This is a genomic window from Pseudomonas sp. RGM 3321 (assembly GCF_022836805.1).
Taxonomy (GTDB): Bacteria; Pseudomonadota; Gammaproteobacteria; order Pseudomonadales; family Pseudomonadaceae; genus Aquipseudomonas.
On sequence record NZ_JALHBH010000106.1, the window covers coordinates 102,806 to 119,548 of the forward strand.

At 56.3% G+C, this 16,743-nt stretch carries 14 protein-coding genes and 1 pseudogene; 6 read left to right on the forward strand and 9 right to left on the reverse strand.

Annotated features, from left to right (window positions below):
- Window positions 1-21 precede the first annotated feature (21 nt).
- Entirely contained in the window at window positions 22-1,914 is a 1,893-nt protein-coding gene (locus tag RGM3321_RS11925) for a methyl-accepting chemotaxis protein (protein WP_244393211.1), read from the reverse strand.
- Between the two features lie 231 nt (window positions 1,915-2,145).
- Between RGM3321_RS11925 and RGM3321_RS11930 the strand changes: the two genes are divergently transcribed.
- Both RGM3321_RS11930 and RGM3321_RS11935 read left to right on the forward strand, forming a co-directional pair.
- Complete coding sequence (locus RGM3321_RS11930; protein ID WP_244393212.1) at window positions 2,146-2,649, forward strand: GAF domain-containing protein; 504 nt, start codon at window positions 2,146-2,148, stop codon at window positions 2,647-2,649.
- Window positions 2,650-3,041: 392 nt separating this feature from the next.
- Window positions 3,042-3,581: a Bro-N domain-containing protein gene (locus RGM3321_RS11935; protein ID WP_244393213.1), complete on the forward strand. Its 540-nt coding sequence runs from the start codon at window positions 3,042-3,044 to the stop codon at window positions 3,579-3,581.
- 209 nt (window positions 3,582-3,790) lie between these two features.
- Here the strand turns inward: RGM3321_RS11935 and RGM3321_RS11940 are convergent, their stop codons facing one another.
- Window positions 3,791-4,027 carry a hypothetical protein gene (locus tag RGM3321_RS11940; RefSeq protein WP_004661480.1) on the reverse strand — a complete coding sequence of 79 codons (237 nt, stop codon included), beginning with the start codon at window positions 4,025-4,027 and terminating at the stop codon, window positions 3,791-3,793.
- Between the two features lie 92 nt (window positions 4,028-4,119).
- A complete protein-coding gene (locus tag RGM3321_RS11945; RefSeq protein ID WP_244393214.1) occupies window positions 4,120-4,959 on the reverse strand; it encodes a TauD/TfdA family dioxygenase in 840 nt (279 codons plus the stop codon).
- A 138-nt stretch (window positions 4,960-5,097) separates the two neighbouring features.
- Between RGM3321_RS11945 and RGM3321_RS11950 the strand changes: the two genes are divergently transcribed.
- Together RGM3321_RS11950 and RGM3321_RS11955 are read left to right on the forward strand one after the other, a co-directional pair.
- Window positions 5,098-5,601 carry a GNAT family N-acetyltransferase gene (locus tag RGM3321_RS11950; protein WP_244393215.1) on the forward strand — a complete coding sequence of 168 codons (504 nt, stop codon included), beginning with the start codon at window positions 5,098-5,100 and terminating at the stop codon, window positions 5,599-5,601.
- A gap of 318 nt (window positions 5,602-5,919) precedes the next feature.
- Window positions 5,920-6,498, forward strand: coding sequence for an ATP phosphoribosyltransferase regulatory subunit (locus RGM3321_RS11955; RefSeq protein WP_244393216.1), 579 nt, complete (start codon window positions 5,920-5,922; stop codon window positions 6,496-6,498).
- Window positions 6,499-6,556: 58 nt separating this feature from the next.
- Here RGM3321_RS11955 and RGM3321_RS11960 read toward each other — a convergent pair whose 3' ends face one another.
- Window positions 6,557-7,456 (reverse strand): LysR family transcriptional regulator, encoded by a 900-nt coding sequence (locus tag RGM3321_RS11960; RefSeq protein WP_244393235.1) that lies wholly within the window; start codon window positions 7,454-7,456, stop codon window positions 6,557-6,559.
- 181 nt (window positions 7,457-7,637) lie between these two features.
- Between RGM3321_RS11960 and RGM3321_RS11965 the strand changes: the two genes are divergently transcribed.
- Window positions 7,638-8,654 carry an NAD(P)-dependent alcohol dehydrogenase gene (locus tag RGM3321_RS11965; RefSeq protein WP_244393217.1) on the forward strand — a complete coding sequence of 339 codons (1,017 nt, stop codon included), beginning with the start codon at window positions 7,638-7,640 and terminating at the stop codon, window positions 8,652-8,654.
- A 123-nt stretch (window positions 8,655-8,777) separates the two neighbouring features.
- Window positions 8,778-9,236 carry a metallophosphoesterase family protein gene (locus RGM3321_RS11970; RefSeq protein ID WP_244393218.1) on the forward strand — a complete coding sequence of 153 codons (459 nt, stop codon included), beginning with the start codon at window positions 8,778-8,780 and terminating at the stop codon, window positions 9,234-9,236.
- A 26-nt stretch (window positions 9,237-9,262) separates the two neighbouring features.
- Here the strand turns inward: RGM3321_RS11970 and tssM are convergent, their stop codons facing one another.
- From tssM to RGM3321_RS11995, 5 genes and pseudogenes are all read right to left on the reverse strand, one after another.
- On the reverse strand, window positions 9,263-12,766 hold the full coding sequence (gene tssM, locus RGM3321_RS11975) for a type VI secretion system membrane subunit TssM (protein WP_244393219.1): 3,504 nt from the start codon (window positions 12,764-12,766) through the stop codon (window positions 9,263-9,265).
- A gap of 13 nt (window positions 12,767-12,779) precedes the next feature.
- On the reverse strand, window positions 12,780-13,643 hold the full coding sequence (icmH, locus tag RGM3321_RS11980; protein WP_244393220.1) for a type IVB secretion system protein IcmH/DotU: 864 nt from the start codon (window positions 13,641-13,643) through the stop codon (window positions 12,780-12,782).
- An 8-nt stretch (window positions 13,644-13,651) separates the two neighbouring features.
- Window positions 13,652-14,983 carry a type VI secretion system baseplate subunit TssK gene (tssK, locus tag RGM3321_RS11985; RefSeq protein ID WP_244393221.1) on the reverse strand — a complete coding sequence of 444 codons (1,332 nt, stop codon included), beginning with the start codon at window positions 14,981-14,983 and terminating at the stop codon, window positions 13,652-13,654.
- Window positions 14,980-15,480 carry a type VI secretion system lipoprotein TssJ gene (gene tssJ / locus RGM3321_RS11990; protein ID WP_244393236.1) on the reverse strand — a complete coding sequence of 167 codons (501 nt, stop codon included), beginning with the start codon at window positions 15,478-15,480 and terminating at the stop codon, window positions 14,980-14,982. Before tssJ ends, tssK begins: the two co-directional genes overlap by 4 nt.
- A gap of 321 nt (window positions 15,481-15,801) precedes the next feature.
- A pseudogene (locus RGM3321_RS11995) lies at window positions 15,802-16,743 on the reverse strand (sigma-54 dependent transcriptional regulator); the annotation flags it as partial.

A 16,743-nucleotide genomic window follows, 5' to 3' on the forward strand; every position in this document is an offset into this window, starting at 1 on the left:
GGAGTTTGTCGGGGCTGACAGTCAGACCTTGAAGCGGCTGACCATGCTCTGCAGATACACACCCAGGCGCGCCAGCTCGACGCTGGATGCCGCGGTCTCCTCACTGGCGGACGCCGTTTGCTCGGAAATGTCGCGAACGTTCAGAACGCTGCGGTTGATCTCTTCGGCAACCGCACTCTGCTCTTCGGCGGCAGCGGCAATCTGGTGATTCATCGTCTCGATGGTCGAGATCGCCTGAGTCATGTTATTGATGGAAACGCCAGCATTGCGTGTCAGCTCGACACTGTTTTCAGTCAGGGCCTGGCTGTTGTCGAGGATCGTAGCCACCTGTGATGTACGGCTGTGCAGGCCGCTGATCAACGCGGCGATTTCTTCCGTCGATGTCTGCGTGCGCTGGGCCAGGCTTCTTACTTCGTCAGCCACCACCGCGAAGCCTCGTCCGGCTTCACCTGCACGCGCCGCTTCAATGGCCGCATTGAGCGCCAACAGATTGGTCTGCTCGGCAACCGCCTTGATCACGTCCAGCACGCCGCCAATCTTGTTGCTTTCGCTCTTGAGCTCGTCCATTGCAGATTTGGAGTGTTTGACTTCAGTCGAGAGCTTCTCGATCTGGGCAACCGCCTTGGAAACCACACCTTCGCCATCGCGGGCTTCCTTCGAAGCATTAACCGCCGCATAGGAAGCCTGCTCTGCGTTGCGCGCGACCTCCTGAACAGTCGCAGACATTTCGTGCATTGCAGTGGCAACCTGATCCGTTTCGCTCTTCTGGCTGTTCACCCCGGCACTGGTCTGCTCTGTGACGGCCGAAAGCTGTTCGGCAGCGCTGGCGATTTGTGTCACGCCATCGCGCAGGCCGCCAATCAGCTCGCGCAGGTTGCTGGTCATGCGCAGCATGCTGCCTTGCAACAAGCCCAGTTCATCCTTGCGCGTGACCGGCTGGTTGTACGTCAAATCGCCATCCGCCACACGCTCCGCCAGCTTCAGTGTATCCAGCAACGGGCCGACGATCAGACGAGTGATCACCCAGGCCGCCAAGGCGCTCATGATCAAGGCCGCAATCAGCCAGACAGACAGAAGAGTCTTGGCCTCGCCCACGTCTTCTATTCTCAGGTTGACCTGATTCGCCGACAGCTTGTCGGCGGAATCAAACAGAATGGCGATAGTTTTAGTGATACCTGCCTGTGCCTGATCGATCTTTTCCTGCGCCGCTGTGAACTGATTCAACGTGTTCTGATAGCCGAGCAGAGCGTCCACAAGGTGTTTGATCGTAGCTGCCTGGCCGTCGAAGCCTTTCAGATTTTTAACAAAATTAATAACCGTGTTCATCGACGCTTCCGCTGGTGCCCGATTCTCGGTTTTCAGGGAATAGGTGTAACCACGCAAGTCGAAGCGCATTTTCTGAAACAGCGTCATCGCCTGAATAATGTCGTCGCGCTGCGAGGCGCTGCCGTCATCGGATCGGGCAATGGTGTTCAGCTTTTGCAAATCGTCGGCGGCTGCATCAGCGTACTGGCCAAACACTGAACGGGTCGCCTCGCGGGCGGCAGTGGCCTGCATCAGATTGTCGTAGTGGACACGATAATCCTTCATCCCTTCAGCAGAAGCATTTACCAGAGGGGTGTTGAGCGGAGAGTCGAAAACCTTCTGCGCATACTTCACATGATTTTCAAGACTATCGATAGCTTTCAGCCAGTTGCTGGTGCGCTCGGCATCGTAGTTGAGCGTATAAGCCAGGCGGGCTATACGGACATCACGGGTCAGCGTGCTCAGCTTGCCAATATCGGCAATCCTCTCGCTTCGTTCGCTCAACGAACTGATCCCCGACCAGCCTGTGAGTGCAATCAGCACGGTCAGCACAATGACCAAAGCAAACCCGAGCACAAGCTTGGACCTGACAGAAATATTGCTCAACATAGTGTTCACCGTAAATTGCTCTTATCTGGTCATCGTGGGGTTATAAGAGGCTCGTCCTTGCCATTGATACAAGCCATGGTTGTCGGCAGGGCAGCCTCAAACTTTAAAAGTTGACGTCAATATTCATGCTCAAAAATAAACCGCGACGCTTCTAATAACTTTTGTGGCCTTTCATGCGAGTCGGTTAGCATGGGCTGCTTTACCTACACATCGCGCATTTCGGAGAATTGCATGAGTCTGGAGCTGACAGCTTCTAAAGGCGGCTTGACCACAGAGGAACGCTCTGCAATTGCCGAAATCGAGGCAACAACCAACGTTTTAAGGCTGGTCACCCGACTGACAGGCATGCGCTTTGCCGGTATCGCGAAGTTCACCGACGCGCACTGGATCGCCTGTTCTGTATACGACCCGACTGACCTGGGTATTGACGATGGGGACGTGTTCGACCTGGAGACAACGCTCTGCAGTGAATTTTGCGTCAACCCCGAAGCGTTGTTCGTACCGCAGGTCAGCAAAAACGGTCGGTACGCGAACCTGCCGGTGGTAAAGCGCTACGCCATCGAGAGTTATGCAGGCGTGCCGATCTACCTTCCGGACGGTCAGTTGTACGGCGCGCTATGCGCGCTGGACTCAAACGTGACGTTGTTTGACGACCCCGATCTGGCAGAAACACTGATCCTGTTTGCCAGGTTGATCGGCTGTATTTTCTTCGCCAACATCAGCGAAACAGAATGATCGTGGCTGCCGCTTGGTGCGGGTGAAAACACGTTTCATGCGGACAAGGCGTTGATTTTGCAGGAATTGATGAAGCCGCTCGACTGAAAATTCTCTTCACTTTGTGTGAAGTTTCCGAGAAGACTTCAGTCGCTTGCGCGGGCTGTATCGAGGATTTAAGGTGCGCCGTCGCTGCAAAATCAGCGGCCGGATTTAGCGATCCGAATCTCTATTCTCGACATCGCGTTTCATGCTCAACATGAACAGCGCGTTATGGCGGCTGTGCGTCGGAGACCTTCGGGTCTGCCGGTGTGCGAAAGATTAGAGACCGGTTCGCTAACCTTCGCACAGCTGCCACCTTCTCGTTTAGCGACGTGATTGGGGCTCTATGTTCGCTATGGAGCGTTTAATCAATGGATCTCCCATTCCCCCTTCTTCCCTGCACCGAAAACCACGAACCCACCCTCTTCCTACGCCACCGTCGCATGTTGCGCGCCGTCGTCATGCACGCAGAAGCCTGGTTCCCGCTGGAAGATATCGCCCGCCTGATGGGCAAGCGTCTGGACGAGCGCAACACCCGCAAGCTCGACGCCGATCAACGTCGCACCGCATGGTTGCTGACCCACGGCGAATGGCAAAAATGCCTGCTGATCAGCGAGTCTGCGGTATTCGCCCTGTTGATTCACCATTACATCCCGGAAAACCGCGCCCTGCGACGCTGGCTGACACAAGACGTGCTGCCCGCACTGAGCGCCCGCGCCTTTGATATCAATAACGACGGCCCCACTCACTGCCAAATGCAGTGGCAGGGCACGACCCTGAGTACGCTGCAATGGCGCGGGGATATCTGGGTGAAGTTGCGCGACATGCCGGAAATCGTTCAGGTCCGGAAGACCGGCAAGAAAGATGGCTGGCTGAAACGCCTGAAGTTGCTGGGCAAACGGGCTACCTGAGCGCTTCAAGCAGGCTCTGTACAAAAAGTGGCCGCGCTGGCCGACTTTTCGTACACAGCCTTAGGTTTTGTACGAAAAGTCGGCGAGCGAAGGTCAGGCAAGGCAAAAACAGGCGAGGAAGCGGAGTCTACGTGTTGTAAATGAGCATTCCGAGCCTGTTTTTAACGCAGCATCACCGAGCGCAGCCACTTTACGTACAGAGCCTAGGTTTACTCTACGGTCGCATACATGGGCACTAGCTCAAGCATGGCGCTGCTGAACTGGCTTTCATCAAATTGCGTTCGGTGTCGGGGCGACACAGGTTTGACCGGGCGCTCGCCGTCCAACAACGCCTCGGCAGGCAGATCAATCCCGAAATGAGGAAATGGCTCCTGAGCCACCCAGCCTCCGGCAGCCAGGACCAACAGTAGAAATACGCCCGCAATGGGCTCTTTAGGTCTGCACATTCTCGTTTCTCCAATCCGGCAAAACGATTCAGCTCACAATGAGCAACTCGATATAACAGCCACGGCGTCACCCGTTTGTCGCGCCCGGCAGATCACTCGAAAGGCTCTTCGCCCTGCAACTTGGTGCGGTGCATCATTCGCCCGCAAGCGGGGTCGTAAGCTTCCGCACGGTGCATGGTGCCGGTGTTGTCCCATATCACCAGATCACCTGCCTGCCACGCATGGCTATAACTGAACGCCTCGGCTGTGGCCCACTCGCGAAGGCCGACCAGAATCTGCGCGCTTTGCGCCAGGCTGACGCCAACGACCTGCTGCGCAGTGCATCCCAGAATCAGCGACTTGCGACCGGACCGGTGCCTCCAGACCAGCGGCAACTCCTTCTCGCCGATAGCCTGCATGGCCTTGAGCATCGCAAGGCCAGGCTCGGGATTGTAATAGAGTAACGATGCCCATGGTGCGTGAATTACTCGTAAGCTTTCGTAACGTTGTTTATCAGCGCTCGATAACGCTTCGTAAGCCGCATAGGTATTACAGAAACCGGTGTTGCCTCCCCAACTGGCAGGCACCTTGCAAGACAGCAACGACGCCAGAATGGGCGAATCGCTGCTCGTACCGTCGATATGCCAGTAGAGCGAGCCCTTGAGAAACTCAGCACCTGCCGGGTTCTCTTTGACATCAAGGCTGATCTTGGTGATGTTCTGGCCATCACTGGCTTCCGGACAGAAAGTGCCCAGCGTGCGGGTGAAAGCGATCTGCTCTGCATCGGAAAAATCAATCTGCGGAAACACCAGCACACCTCGCTGCTCCAGCAGTTCCCGGATTTCCCCGGCGAATTGACCCGACAGCAGCTCCTGCTTGCTGTTGAAAATACGCGTGCCAATACCTGGCTTGATGGGCTCCTGGGACAGCTGAACGACCGAAGTGGTTAACATGATGCGACCCTCTTCATAAGTGAACACAACGGTACACTTATGGAAAAATCTGCGCAACACCTTATTGAGCAGACTGGCCCCATACCCTGCCTGCGCCTTACACTGGCCAGCCACTGACCGTTCAAGGAATGAATCAACGTGCACGCCCCTGCCCCGCAAATCTTCATTCAGCGCATGGCCGAAACCCACCTTGAAGGCGTCACTGCGCTCTACAGCGAGCCTGCAGTCTGTCGTCAGGTGCTGCAAATGCCTTATCAATCCATCGAAGTGTGGCGCAAACGCCTGGCAGCCAGCACAGAGCGACATGTGAAGCTGGTCGCGCTCAGTGGCGGCGAAGTGATCGGCAGCCTTGGCCTGGAACAATACTCGCGCAGCCGACAAAGCCATGTCGGCGCTATAGGCATGGGCGTAGCGTCTGCCTGGCAGGGCAAGGGCATCGGCTCGAAACTGCTGGCGGCGGCGCTGGACATCGCAGACAACTGGATGAACCTGCACCGGGTAGAACTAACCGTGTTTGCCGACAATGAGGCAGCACAAGGCCTTTATCGCAAGTACGGTTTTGAACAGGAAGGACGCCTGCGCAACTACGCCGTGCGCGATGGCGTATTCGTCGATGCATTGAGCATGGCGCGGCTGAGGTGAGCCGTGCCCCCGAAGCTACTGCTTGAGCGATAGCTGAAAGCATGCAAGGATCAGCCATGAATCCATTTCCTGACAGTAACCGACATCACCCTCACGGCCCCACCTCAGGTGCCGCGGTTGCTTTTGTTCATCGATTGGCCAGACATAGACCCACGTTCTGACCCATCAGTGAAACAGACCAAGGCGCCCACGGCGCCTTTTTTGTTGCCTGTCTATTACCTGCCTGCAAACCAAATACCTGGAAAACAACGGAGATCACCACCATGACCATGCTACGCGGAACCCGCATCGTGACCGGAACAGAAGCCGCAACCCTGCGTGAAACAGAAAGCCGCTTCCGGAGCTATCTTCATCGAAGCGGGCGCTGAGGAAGCGATAGTCCCCGCGTTATGGGGTCAGGACACTTTTATCGAAAAAGCCGGCGGCAGCGAGATCATCAACCAGATGTGGGCGTTCAACGACAAGGCCGGACGCGCCTGTTGCCTGATCCCGGAAGCAACGGCCCTGTTTCAGGAGCGCAGTGAAGCCCTACTCAACGGGCGACGCGAAGTACTGTTTTTCTACGTCGCGCGTTGTTATCGCTACGAGCGACCGCAAGCCGGACGCTACCGCGAGTTCACCCAGTTGGGGCTGGAAATTCTCGGTCCTTCACCGCAGCAAGCCTTGCAACGCAGTCAGGCCATCTGCACAGGCTTTCTGGACTCGCTGGGTCTGGACTATGAACTCAATACCGCTGTCAAACGCGGCCTGAGTTACTACCTGAACGGCAACGGCTTTGAGGTACGCTGCTCACGCTTGGGCGCACAGCAACAGGTGGGAGGCGGCGGAGCCTATAGAGAAGGTGCCGGATTTGGCATCGGGCTGGAGCGGCTGGTTTTGGCGCTTGAGCGTAATTAATCCCGCTTGGCCAAGAGCGCCTTTGCAAGGAGGCGCTTCTCTACTCTGCTACACGTATTTAGCGCACTTCAAACCAACGAGGATGAAGTTTCGGAAAATGCTCTTTCAGCCAGGCGACGAATGCCTGCACCTGAGGCGCAAGGTGTGTACGGCTCGGGTACAGCACAGAAACCGGACGCGGCAACGGGCGAAACGCTTCAAGCACTTCGACCAGCTCCCCGCTGGCCAGATACGACTCAACGGTAATGCCCGGAGCCTGAAGAATACCGAACCCTGCAAGGCCGCACTGCACATAGGCGTTGGACTCGTTGACAGTAATGCCGCCACACGGCGGAACAGGAAAGTCGTCGCCATTCAACGAGAAATGCCAGGGTAACGGCCGGTTGCTCTGACCAGACAGAAAGCTGACCCCACAATGACCTGCCAGCTCGTCCAGCGTTTCCGGCGTGCCGAAGACTTGCAGATAGGACGGCGCGGCGCAGGTGACCATCGTGGCCTTGCCAATTTCCCGTACCACCAGACTTGAATCGGGCAGCTTGCCGATGCGCAGTGCGCAGTCGATGCCCTCTGCGACCAGGTCCACCGTGCGGTCCGTTACTCCCAGTGCCAGCTCGATGTCGGGGAATGCCTGGGTAAAGCCTTTCAGGCTCTCCATGAAACTACGCTGGCTGAACGCTGCCGGGATATCAATCCGAAGCCGCCCCCTCAGGGTCGAGCCGTTTCGGTCGAACATGGAAGTAGTTTCGGCAATATCAGCCAGATTGTTCTTCACGCGCTCGTAAAAACGCTGACCTTCCGCAGTGAGTTTTACGCTGCGGGTGGTACGTTGGAACAGCCGGACATCCAGCGACGCTTCAAGATCCTGAATGATCCGGGTCACATGGGGACGCCCTATCTGCGTGGCCTCCGCCACTTTGGTAAAACTGCCCAGCTCGGCAAGTTTCGCGAACACCTGCATTGACTGTAAAAGGTCCACCGACGAATCCCCCAGAACATATACCGAGCCATTGTTGCCTGACAGGATAACAATCCTGTCGATTTGCGCTCATTTATCTGCACCAGCGTTTTACCAACAATGACTCCAGCGCCCACAAGGCATACGCCCCTGTGAGCCCACACATGATTGCTGGAGACATTGAATGAAAGCGTGGCTGTTAAAAGACTTAGGGCTCGACAATCTGGTGCTCGGAGAAGCTGAAACGCCGGTTCCCAAAGCAGGTGAACTGCTGGTGAAAGTCGGTGCGGTATCCCTCAACTTTCGCGACAAGGCCATCGTCGACGGCATCTACGAGCCGCATCGCGTACCCAAACCATTGATTCCGGTCAGCGATGCAGCCGGTACTGTCGTGGCGGTAGGCGAAGGCGTCAGTCGCTTTGCAGTAGGCGAGCGCGTGAACTCGCACCTCTACTCGCGCTGGATCGACGGCCCGCCAGGCCCGGACGAGCCGGATTACTGCTTCGGCTCACCTTTGCCGGGCGGCCTGGCTGAATACATGATCATCCATGAAGACAGTGCCGTACGTGCACCGGATGCCATGTCGGATGAAGAAGCCGCCACATTGCCGATTGCCGCACTGACGGCCTGGTACGCACTGGTCGACTTCGGTCAGATAGAAGCCGGGCAAACTGTCCTTGTACAAGGCTCAGGCGGCGTATCGATCTTCGCTGTGCAGATCGCGACAGCCTTGGGTGCCAAGGTCATCGCGACTTCCAGTAAGGACGAAAATCTGCAAGCGGTGAAGAAGCTGGGCGCTGTCGCTGGAGTGAACTATCGAACCCACCCCGAATGGGCAGACGAAGTAGTGAAACTCACCGGCGGCAAGGGTGTGGACCTGTTGCTGGACGTAGCCGGTGGCGACGGCATCAATCAGTCGGTTGCGGCCACCAAAGCGGGCGGGCGCATCGCGCAGATCGGTTTTCTGACCGGCCAGACTTCGGCTCTGAATCTGATGCCGATGATCTTCCGCCAGACCACCTTTCGCGGTATCGCCGTAGCACCTCGCTCGTCGTTTGACCGGATGAACGCCTTTCTCAACGAGCACAAGATTCGTCCGGTAATCGATCACGTCTACCCGTTCGAGCACGCTCGCGAGGCATACGAGCACTTGGCCAGAGGCGCGTTTGGCAAGGTGGTGATCAAGGTTGATCAGGCCTGACACGTTCTTGAGGATGCGACGCGCAGATACTTCCTGAGCGTCGCACGCCACGGTCCCTCATCAACCATTCGAACTCAAAGGGTTACACTGCCTCCCTACCCTGCCCCTGACCCGAGGCCCCTGATGAAAGTTGGCGTGATTTCCGATACCCATGGACTGCTTCGTCCTGAAGCCGTTGCGGCGCTTGAGGGCTGCGAAGCCATCATCCATGCCGGTGACATCGGCAGCCAGGACATCGTCGAGCAACTCAGCGCCATCGCCCCGCTGCATATCGTGCGCGGCAACAACGATGTGGACGCCGAGTGGGCAAAAAACATAGCCGACCACCTGCGCGTCGACATCGAAGGCTGGCAAACCCTGCTGGTCCACGACATCGCTGACGTTCCGGCGCTGCTGGATGACAGCGTGAAACTGGTCGTCACCGGCCATTCACATAAACCCCTTATCGATTGGCGCGGCGACACGCTGTACCTGAACCCGGGCAGCGCCGGGCGGCGGCGTTTCAAGTTGCCGGTGACGCTGGCGTTGCTTGAGATGGGCGCGGATTCGATGGAGCCGAGGCTGGTGCAGTTGGTTGACTGACAGGTCAAGTTCCCGTTCGGATGTCATCAAAGCTGAGCAGGCATACGAAAATCACGTAATACACTCATATCGAACGGATTTGGCGCACGCTGGCTCGACAACAGATAGTTCGCACGCATGCCACCGACATCGGCCTTGAGCACAAGAACATCACGGCCCTTCAGGGGCTCGGTCTGCATCAGGTCAAAGAGGCGGAACAACGACCATGGACCGCTATTCTTTTCGATGCCCAGCGGCCGGCCGACCATGCCTTCCATCACCAGACTTGTACGTCCATCCTCAGTATCAGCGGGCCACCTGAATAGCATCGGTACGATGGGGCCGTGACGATACTCAAGTGACTGATCACCCAAGCGGAACTCGGCGCGGCGTACAGCAGGGTCGAGGGTGTGAGGTTCAAGAGTGAATTGCACTTGCGGTTCCTGCGTTCGGTGAGCAAAGAAGCTACTGCGGATTTTATAAACACCCGCCATCTGATCCAGATAGGCACGACTCATCGGCAGACTGTAGCCGTCAATCGTGCGCAGTCGATAACGGCCAGGATCGCCACTGACGAAGGGCTTCAGGTAGCTATCGAAGAAGCGCTCGGCTATGCCCTGCGCGCCGAAGAACTCGCGAAAATCATTAAGCGCCACATCACTGCTGCTGTGCGCATGGAACGGATAGCGTTTGGCGAGAGACTGTTCATAGAAACTGTAAAGCTCTGCCTTGTAGCGTTGGTTGAGGTAATGGTGGGACTGATACAGCACAAAGCTCCAGGTATCCTCAGCCAACGCGTTCAACCAGCCGCCCAGAGGCTGGGGTAACACAGTCGCGGCATTGCGCAGATTGCTCAAGGCGTCTCGCTGCCCGGACATTCGTCCCTTTGCCATCTCGTAGGCCGCCAGTTCAGGCTGACCAGAACGGCCCAATGCGGCCATTTGCATCTGCAATTCATTGATGGCGTTCAATGCTGTAATCAGATCGGCGGCAGGACCATTTTCTTCATCCAGCAAGCGGTGCAAAGGATCGAAGCGACGCTGCAATGATTGCTTCGCCGTTGTGGGCAGGCTATCGGTCACCGTCTGCTGCAACGTCTCACCAATCGCAGCAACCTGGGTGAGCGCCACAGGGCCCGGTGCAATCTTTTCAGCCTCGGCTTTCATAGCACCGAGACTGTCTGCAAGGACCGGGAAAAGTGTGTTGTCACGCACCTCGACGAGCAACTGCAGCAAAGGCGAATGCGCTGCCGTCAGCCCGGCCAGTTGCACGGCAGCCTGGCTGGCTCCTTCAAAGGGCTGCAGTGAAACCCGACCGATCGCTTCGGCCCAATGATCGGCGTAATCACGAAAGTACAATTTTTCCAGTTCGACCATCAATGCTCGCAGCTGATGTGCGTTGTACTGTCCACTTTCACCCAGGACCCAGTTGTCACGCATTATTTCAGTCACCACGGCTGTACCACGGGTAACGAAATACTGCTCGTAGCCCTGGCGGGTATAGAGTCCGGGAATCCGATAGTCAGTACCGGCCAATTGCTTTGCCTGAGGACCGGTGTGGTGGCCAAGGCTGTAGTACGGAAGTACACGCGCTTTTTCACGCAATACCCGATAAACCACGTTGGCGAAGGATTCGTTACGCAGCACCTGCCGAGCCTGCGCCACTAACTCCTCGTTTGGCGGATAGGCAAAAGGCTGTTCGAGCAAACGCTCAAAATGCTGATTCAGTTCGTGCTGAGCCTGTGCATGCCCGACAAAACGAATTGACCAGTCGGTCGCCACCCGCTCCTTCAGCGCAGAAGGTATCCGGTGTTCACGCTGAACCAGCATCAGATAAGCGCGCAAGTTATCCAGTAACTGCTCGCGATCCTGCAGGCTGGCCATTATGCGGGCTTCAAACATCCGCGCCACTCGTGGCAGCAACTGGCCCTGCAACTGGGCATGATAGGCGCGCAAAAGCACATCATTTGCAGGCTCGCCCTGATAAAGACCGTTGCGCTCATACAGAGTGACATCACTGCGGTCCGGGAAGACTTGAGCGGCCTGATAAAGGGTGTTCAGGCTATCAAGGACTGTCAGTAGATCATCCTCGGCGGTGAGCGATGAACGTTGTTGCGCCCACTGCTCACCCAGAATACGAAGCCGTTCCAGCCGGTCGTGGTTAGCACTGAAACCGGTCGCCCATAGCACACCAAACCCAGACAAAAACAATAGCGCAGCGCAATACACCGCCCTCTGACGCCAAAGAATCTTTCCGCGTGCTTCCTTGTTGAGCACAGCGAGATCGGACTCAGGGAAAATCACATGTCGCAACAGATCGTGAATGAACCGTGCTTTTCCAGGTTGTGTAACCTGTAATCCGCTACCACCCTCCCCGTCAGCTGTTTGCGAGCTCTGAGCAAGTTGCGGCGCACGGGTCAGGTAGAACCCACGAAGTTGGCTGGCGCGCTGATAGCGATTTCCGGAGAACGCGAGTTCGACAAAAACACCCAGTCTGTGTGCGATACCTCCAAGCAAGTTGGGGAATTCAAGCATTTTGCCGCGGCGCTGGCTGTCTCGTTCCTGATGAATGCGGGTGATGACCTGGCTGCCAAGCCGTTGCAGCAACGTTTCAAACTCCTGAACGAGAACACCGCTATCAGTGCCACTCTGACCGTTTTGAAACGTGCCCCCAAGAACCTGCTCACTTTCCTCGCGGGACAGTTGATCAAAAAAATCATCAAAACCTGCTATCGAATCGGCCTTGGTCAGTACCAGATAAACCGGTACATCAACGTGCAGCTGCTGAAAAACTTCGTCCAGGCGCGCGCGCACATCTTCAGCCGTTTTCTCCAGACGCTTGTCACGCTCGTCAAACAAAATGTCCACTGGCAATGTCACCAGTACACCGCTGAGCGGCTGTACGCGGTGGCGGCCCCGTAACAACCCCAGAAGGGTCATCCAGGCGCTGCCGTCGACCTCGGGCACAGGCTGGTCAAGATAGCGGCCCGATGTATCCAGCAAAATAGCCTGCTCGGTAAAATACCAGCCACAACTGCTGGTGCTGCTCGTGTCGTGCGTCAGTTTGCGCCCGACCCTGTCGAGGGGAAAGTCGAGTCCGGAAAAATCCAGCAGGCTGGTCTTGCCGCTGCCCTGCGGGCCGATCAGTGCATACCAGGGCAGCTCGACTCGACCCCGGGCACCCAATTTGCCATACAGGGCAGAATCCTTGAGCACGCGCAGGGCATCCTTGAAACGACTGACAAGCTCAACGTGCTCTTTTTCCACGGCGACAGACTTACGCAAAAGTTCTTGACCCGCATGGCTGTCTTGCGCCTGCTTTTTCTGCAAGCCAATGCGCCAGTTGTTGAAGACAATCCCGAGCCCCCAGACCAGAAACAACACGCTGATCGATACGAGGCGCGCAATGGGGCTCTCCCAAAACCTGTTATCCGCCACCGCCAGCAGTGGCCCGAATATCCAGATACAGGCAGCCAGCACAAGCACCAACAGCAGCGACCAGGCCCAGGTACTGCAGAGCAGCGCGATGAATTTTTTGAACACGGTTTTCATTGCATTTCTCATTTCAAGATCGGAGCTCAAGCGCTGTCAGATACGCTGGCTGATAGGATTTGAGTACGACCTCACGCTGCTCGCCTAGTACCCAGGTAAATCCGCAATACAGCACAGCCAGGCTGATAACGGTGAACAGCACGACCAGCCATACCGGTACGACACGCAGCCGTTCAGAAGCCCTGGATTGTGCGCCCTGCCAGCGAGGTGAAAGAGTTCGGGACACGTCGCCTCTCACATGCCTTATCTGCCGATAAAGGCTATCGCGGATGTCCTCCAGTTCGTGGCCATTAAGGCGGTGCGAGCGGTATTTCCCCTCGAACCCGAGCGCCAGACACAGGTACATCAGCTCGAGCATGGGCAGATGCTTGAAAGGATTGGCAGAAAGCTTTTCGAGGAGTTGAAAGAATTTTTCGCCGCCAAATGTCTCCTTGTGAAAACGGCTCAGCAGACTGATCTTCGACCAGTCACTCTTGCTGCCCCAGGGCGTGTTCAACACAGCTTCATCCACGACCGTACACAGCACGTAGCGCGCAGCCAACAGTTGATCATTTTCTATAGCGTTTCGCCGGCCCTCGGCCTCGAACAGCTTGATCTGGTCCGACAGCTGTACGTTCAGCAGCGCAATATCGCCAAAGTCTTCGGCTGCAGACAGCCTGGACACATGAGCCAGCAATTCGCTCGCAGCAGCAACCAGCGGATTGACATGGATACTGACCCGCTTTTCGGATACCTGCCGGGTGTTGTTGATCAACCGTTCCTGCAGACCTTCGAAAAGATTCGCATCGTGGGGACTCGTGAACATGCCATCACCCGGCCAGACATTGTCTCGGCCATAGGTAACGGCATGGTCTTCGCGACTGCTTTGCATATCCATCACTCTGCTCAATTTCTGATCGCCCAGAACTGCAACTCAAGCCCCGGGAATTCACCTGATACATGGAAAGCAAATCCCCCTGACTTATCGATTCCGCTTTGGTCCCGGTCATCGATATCGAGAATGAAATAGGCTTTTGCAGCGTGAAACGGTATTTGCCGCGGAGCCACAGGCAGCGGCCTGAGCCGTATACCCGGCAGGTGCAGACTCACCAGTTCGCGAATACTTTCCACAGAGCCCACTTTGAGGTGCGAAGGCAGTCGCCCACGCAGCTCTTCGGTATCGCAATCAGCACGAGCGGCAATGACAAATGAGGCATCCCCCAGCAACTCACGATCCACCCGAGGCGACACCAGAACGCCGTACTGTCTGGGCTGCAACTCAAGCTCCTGCGCGTGCTGCTCAAGAACCATCGACAGCATTTGTCGAATGGCAAACATTAAACGTTTGAACGTTGCGCCCTGATCACTGTGCTGATAGCTGCCCCCCAGTCGAGGACGTCTGCTTTCATCGCCGAACGTCGACAACTCGCCAAAAAGAGACAACAGCGCCCGATACAGTTCTTCGGGGTGCACCTGCCGGGTATCGAGATAGTGTTGAAGTACCAACGCATTGCGGTTGATCAGTTGCAACATCATGAAATCGCCCGTCTCTGCACCACGCGCGTGGCCGTATGTACCGATGCGCTCGGCGATGATGTCGCCTCGATGCTGCAGCAGACCTACAACTTCCTGGAGGCACGACATCAAATAGCGTGAACCACTGGCGCTGATGAAGGCAGGTGAAAAACCGGTGTCCAGCGTTATCGCCTTGTCAGGGCTGCAGATAAGAATATGACCCAACTTGAGCAGGGTGTAGGCGTGCTCTCCCCGAGGCTCTCCCACTAACAGACGAAATTCCGGGCGCGCGCAAAACACCGAAGTGGAACAGTCTGCTCCGGCGTTCGAATCCAGGACATCCGTTGCGTAGGCTGTAAAGCGTGCGATCACCTCCGCCTGTTCATGGCTGCGTGCCTCAATGCAATTGCCCGCCACTGTCGGCAGCGCTATGTACACCGGCATGTTTGAAGTGTTTGCAGGAATATCCAGCGCCAATGGGCTGTTACGGTCGCGTATGTCGAACACGCTACCGTCCGGCAGGATGCCCGAGGCCTGAGCAAGTACGATCTGCCCCGAGCCCAAAAAATGCGGATCAATTTCCAGGGCTGTGAACCCCCAGTTGTAGGCGCCCGCCAACTGAGTGCGAACCCGCAATTGATGGTCGTAGTAACGATCATTATGTTGAAAGTGCTGCGGCCGCAGCAACATGCCTTCCTGCCAGATAACCTTGTGCGCGTTCATGTCGGATTTCCTGTGCCTGTCTGGCTATCTGCCCGGTGAAGGCCGGATTCACCCAGTACGAAAACGGCTCGGTTCTGCTGTTTGGGGTGAACCTTGATCACGTGACGCCATTGGGTTTCCGGCAAATTTCGATAGGCAGCCAGTACACCGATGTAACGACTGCCGTGATCCAGTTGCAGCTTCAGTTCAATACGCTCGCCTGGACGAAGTTCAAACTCTTCACTTGCAATCAGGTCTTGCCCGAGTGCCTGAGCAGTCCGTTGGTAAAGCGAAAAGAAATCCATATTCTCGAAGGTCACCGGACGCCTGAGTTCCAGGACCTTGAGAACAATCGGCGAGGGCCTGCCATTGACATCAGGGTTAAGCTGATTGTCTGCATTCAGTCGAATATCCATACGGGTTTGCGTTGAATACGGTGAGAGTGCTGAACAACCGTTGAGCATGAGTAACAGCAGTAACAACAGTGACCGTTTGACTCGGCTAACGTGAAGACTCATTGAATTCAGCCCTGTAAATCCTGATGGAGGCAGCGATACAACCGAACGGCGGCTCATAACAGCTCACGCCCATAGAGTGCGCTGACACGGGGGCGGGCAATGTCCGAGAGCCCCACGCTCGATTCGTCTACTACTTCGTTTCGGCTGGTGGGTTCCGGGCTGCCCAAAGCCCGGTATTGATCATCGCTGAACTTGAAATGGCCAGTGCACCCTCCGAGGCAAATCACCGCAGCAAGCATAAAAGGCGCAGAGCGCCGACAATGAACGTTCATTGGAAAAAGGTCCCAGATAATGAGTTAGGCAATCGTGGTGATTCAGCAGTTAATCAGGCCGTCCGTGAGCAGCACCGATCTTCAAATGCGCCAGGCGATAAAGCAGCGTGCGTCGTGACACCCCGAGAGTGCGTGCAGCACGACTCCGGTTACCGTTACAATCGCGCAAACACTCAAGCAGTACGTCGCGTTCGAACTGTTCGATGCGCTCACGTAGCGAAAGGCAAGTCGGATTGCTTATTGGGTTTGCGGGGATGGGAAAGTGTTCCGGTTTCAACTCACCGTCGTCGCATAACAACACTGCCCGCTCGACGAACCCCTTCAACTGTCGAACGTTGCCCGGAAAGGCGTATCCCGATAAAGCAGTCACGGCAGCCCGCGACCATTGCACCGGATCTCGTTGTGAGTGCTGGCATGCCTTGTCGGAAAAATGCCGGGCCAATATTTCTATATCCCCCCCGCGTTGACGTAGCGGAGGAAGCTCAATGGGAAACTGTGCCAGACGGTAGTAAAGGTCTTCACGAAAACGCCCTTCTGCAATGAGCGTTGGCAAATCGCGATGAGTAGCGGCAATGATTCGCACATCGACCTTGCGAACCTTGTTGGCGCCCAGCGGCCGAATCTCGCCCTCCTGTAACACTCGCAGTAGCTTTGCTTGCAGCAGCATCGGCATATCGCCAATTTCATCGAGTAAAAGCGTGCCGCCATGAGCAACATCGAACAGGCCAGGTCGATCACGATCAGCGCCGGTAAACGCCCCCTTGCAATAGCCAAACAGCTCGCTTTCCAGAAGAGCTTCGGGAAACGCAGCGCAATTCTGTACAACAAATGCGTTGGAACGGCGAGGTCCGTACTCGTGGATAGCACGAGACACGACCTCCTTGCCCGTTCCGGTCTCGCCAGTAAGCAATACAGTGCAGGTGCTGTCGAGAATCTTGCCCAGAAGATGAGTTGTTCGGCCCAGGGCAGCGCTACGTCCTGTAAGTCCATA

Coding starts and splice junctions, on each gene's coding strand:
- RGM3321_RS11925 (WP_244393211.1), bottom strand. CDS start 1,914: ATGTTGAGCAATATTTCTGTCAGGTCCAAGCTTGTGCTCGGGTTTGCT.
- RGM3321_RS11930 (WP_244393212.1), top strand. CDS start 2,146: ATGAGTCTGGAGCTGACAGCTTCTAAAGGCGGCTTGACCACAGAGGAA.
- RGM3321_RS11935 (WP_244393213.1), top strand. CDS start 3,042: ATGGATCTCCCATTCCCCCTTCTTCCCTGCACCGAAAACCACGAACCC.
- RGM3321_RS11940 (WP_004661480.1), bottom strand. CDS start 4,027: ATGTGCAGACCTAAAGAGCCCATTGCGGGCGTATTTCTACTGTTGGTC.
- RGM3321_RS11945 (WP_244393214.1), bottom strand. CDS start 4,959: ATGTTAACCACTTCGGTCGTTCAGCTGTCCCAGGAGCCCATCAAGCCA.
- RGM3321_RS11960 (WP_244393235.1), bottom strand. CDS start 7,456: ATGCAGGTGTTCGCGAAACTTGCCGAGCTGGGCAGTTTTACCAAAGTG.
- RGM3321_RS11965 (WP_244393217.1), top strand. CDS start 7,638: ATGAAAGCGTGGCTGTTAAAAGACTTAGGGCTCGACAATCTGGTGCTC.
- RGM3321_RS11970 (WP_244393218.1), top strand. CDS start 8,778: ATGAAAGTTGGCGTGATTTCCGATACCCATGGACTGCTTCGTCCTGAA.
- tssM (WP_244393219.1), bottom strand. CDS start 12,766: ATGAAAACCGTGTTCAAAAAATTCATCGCGCTGCTCTGCAGTACCTGG.
- icmH (WP_244393220.1), bottom strand. CDS start 13,643: ATGGATATGCAAAGCAGTCGCGAAGACCATGCCGTTACCTATGGCCGA.
- tssK (WP_244393221.1), bottom strand. CDS start 14,983: ATGAACGCGCACAAGGTTATCTGGCAGGAAGGCATGTTGCTGCGGCCG.
- tssJ (WP_244393236.1), bottom strand. CDS start 15,480: ATGAGTCTTCACGTTAGCCGAGTCAAACGGTCACTGTTGTTACTGCTG.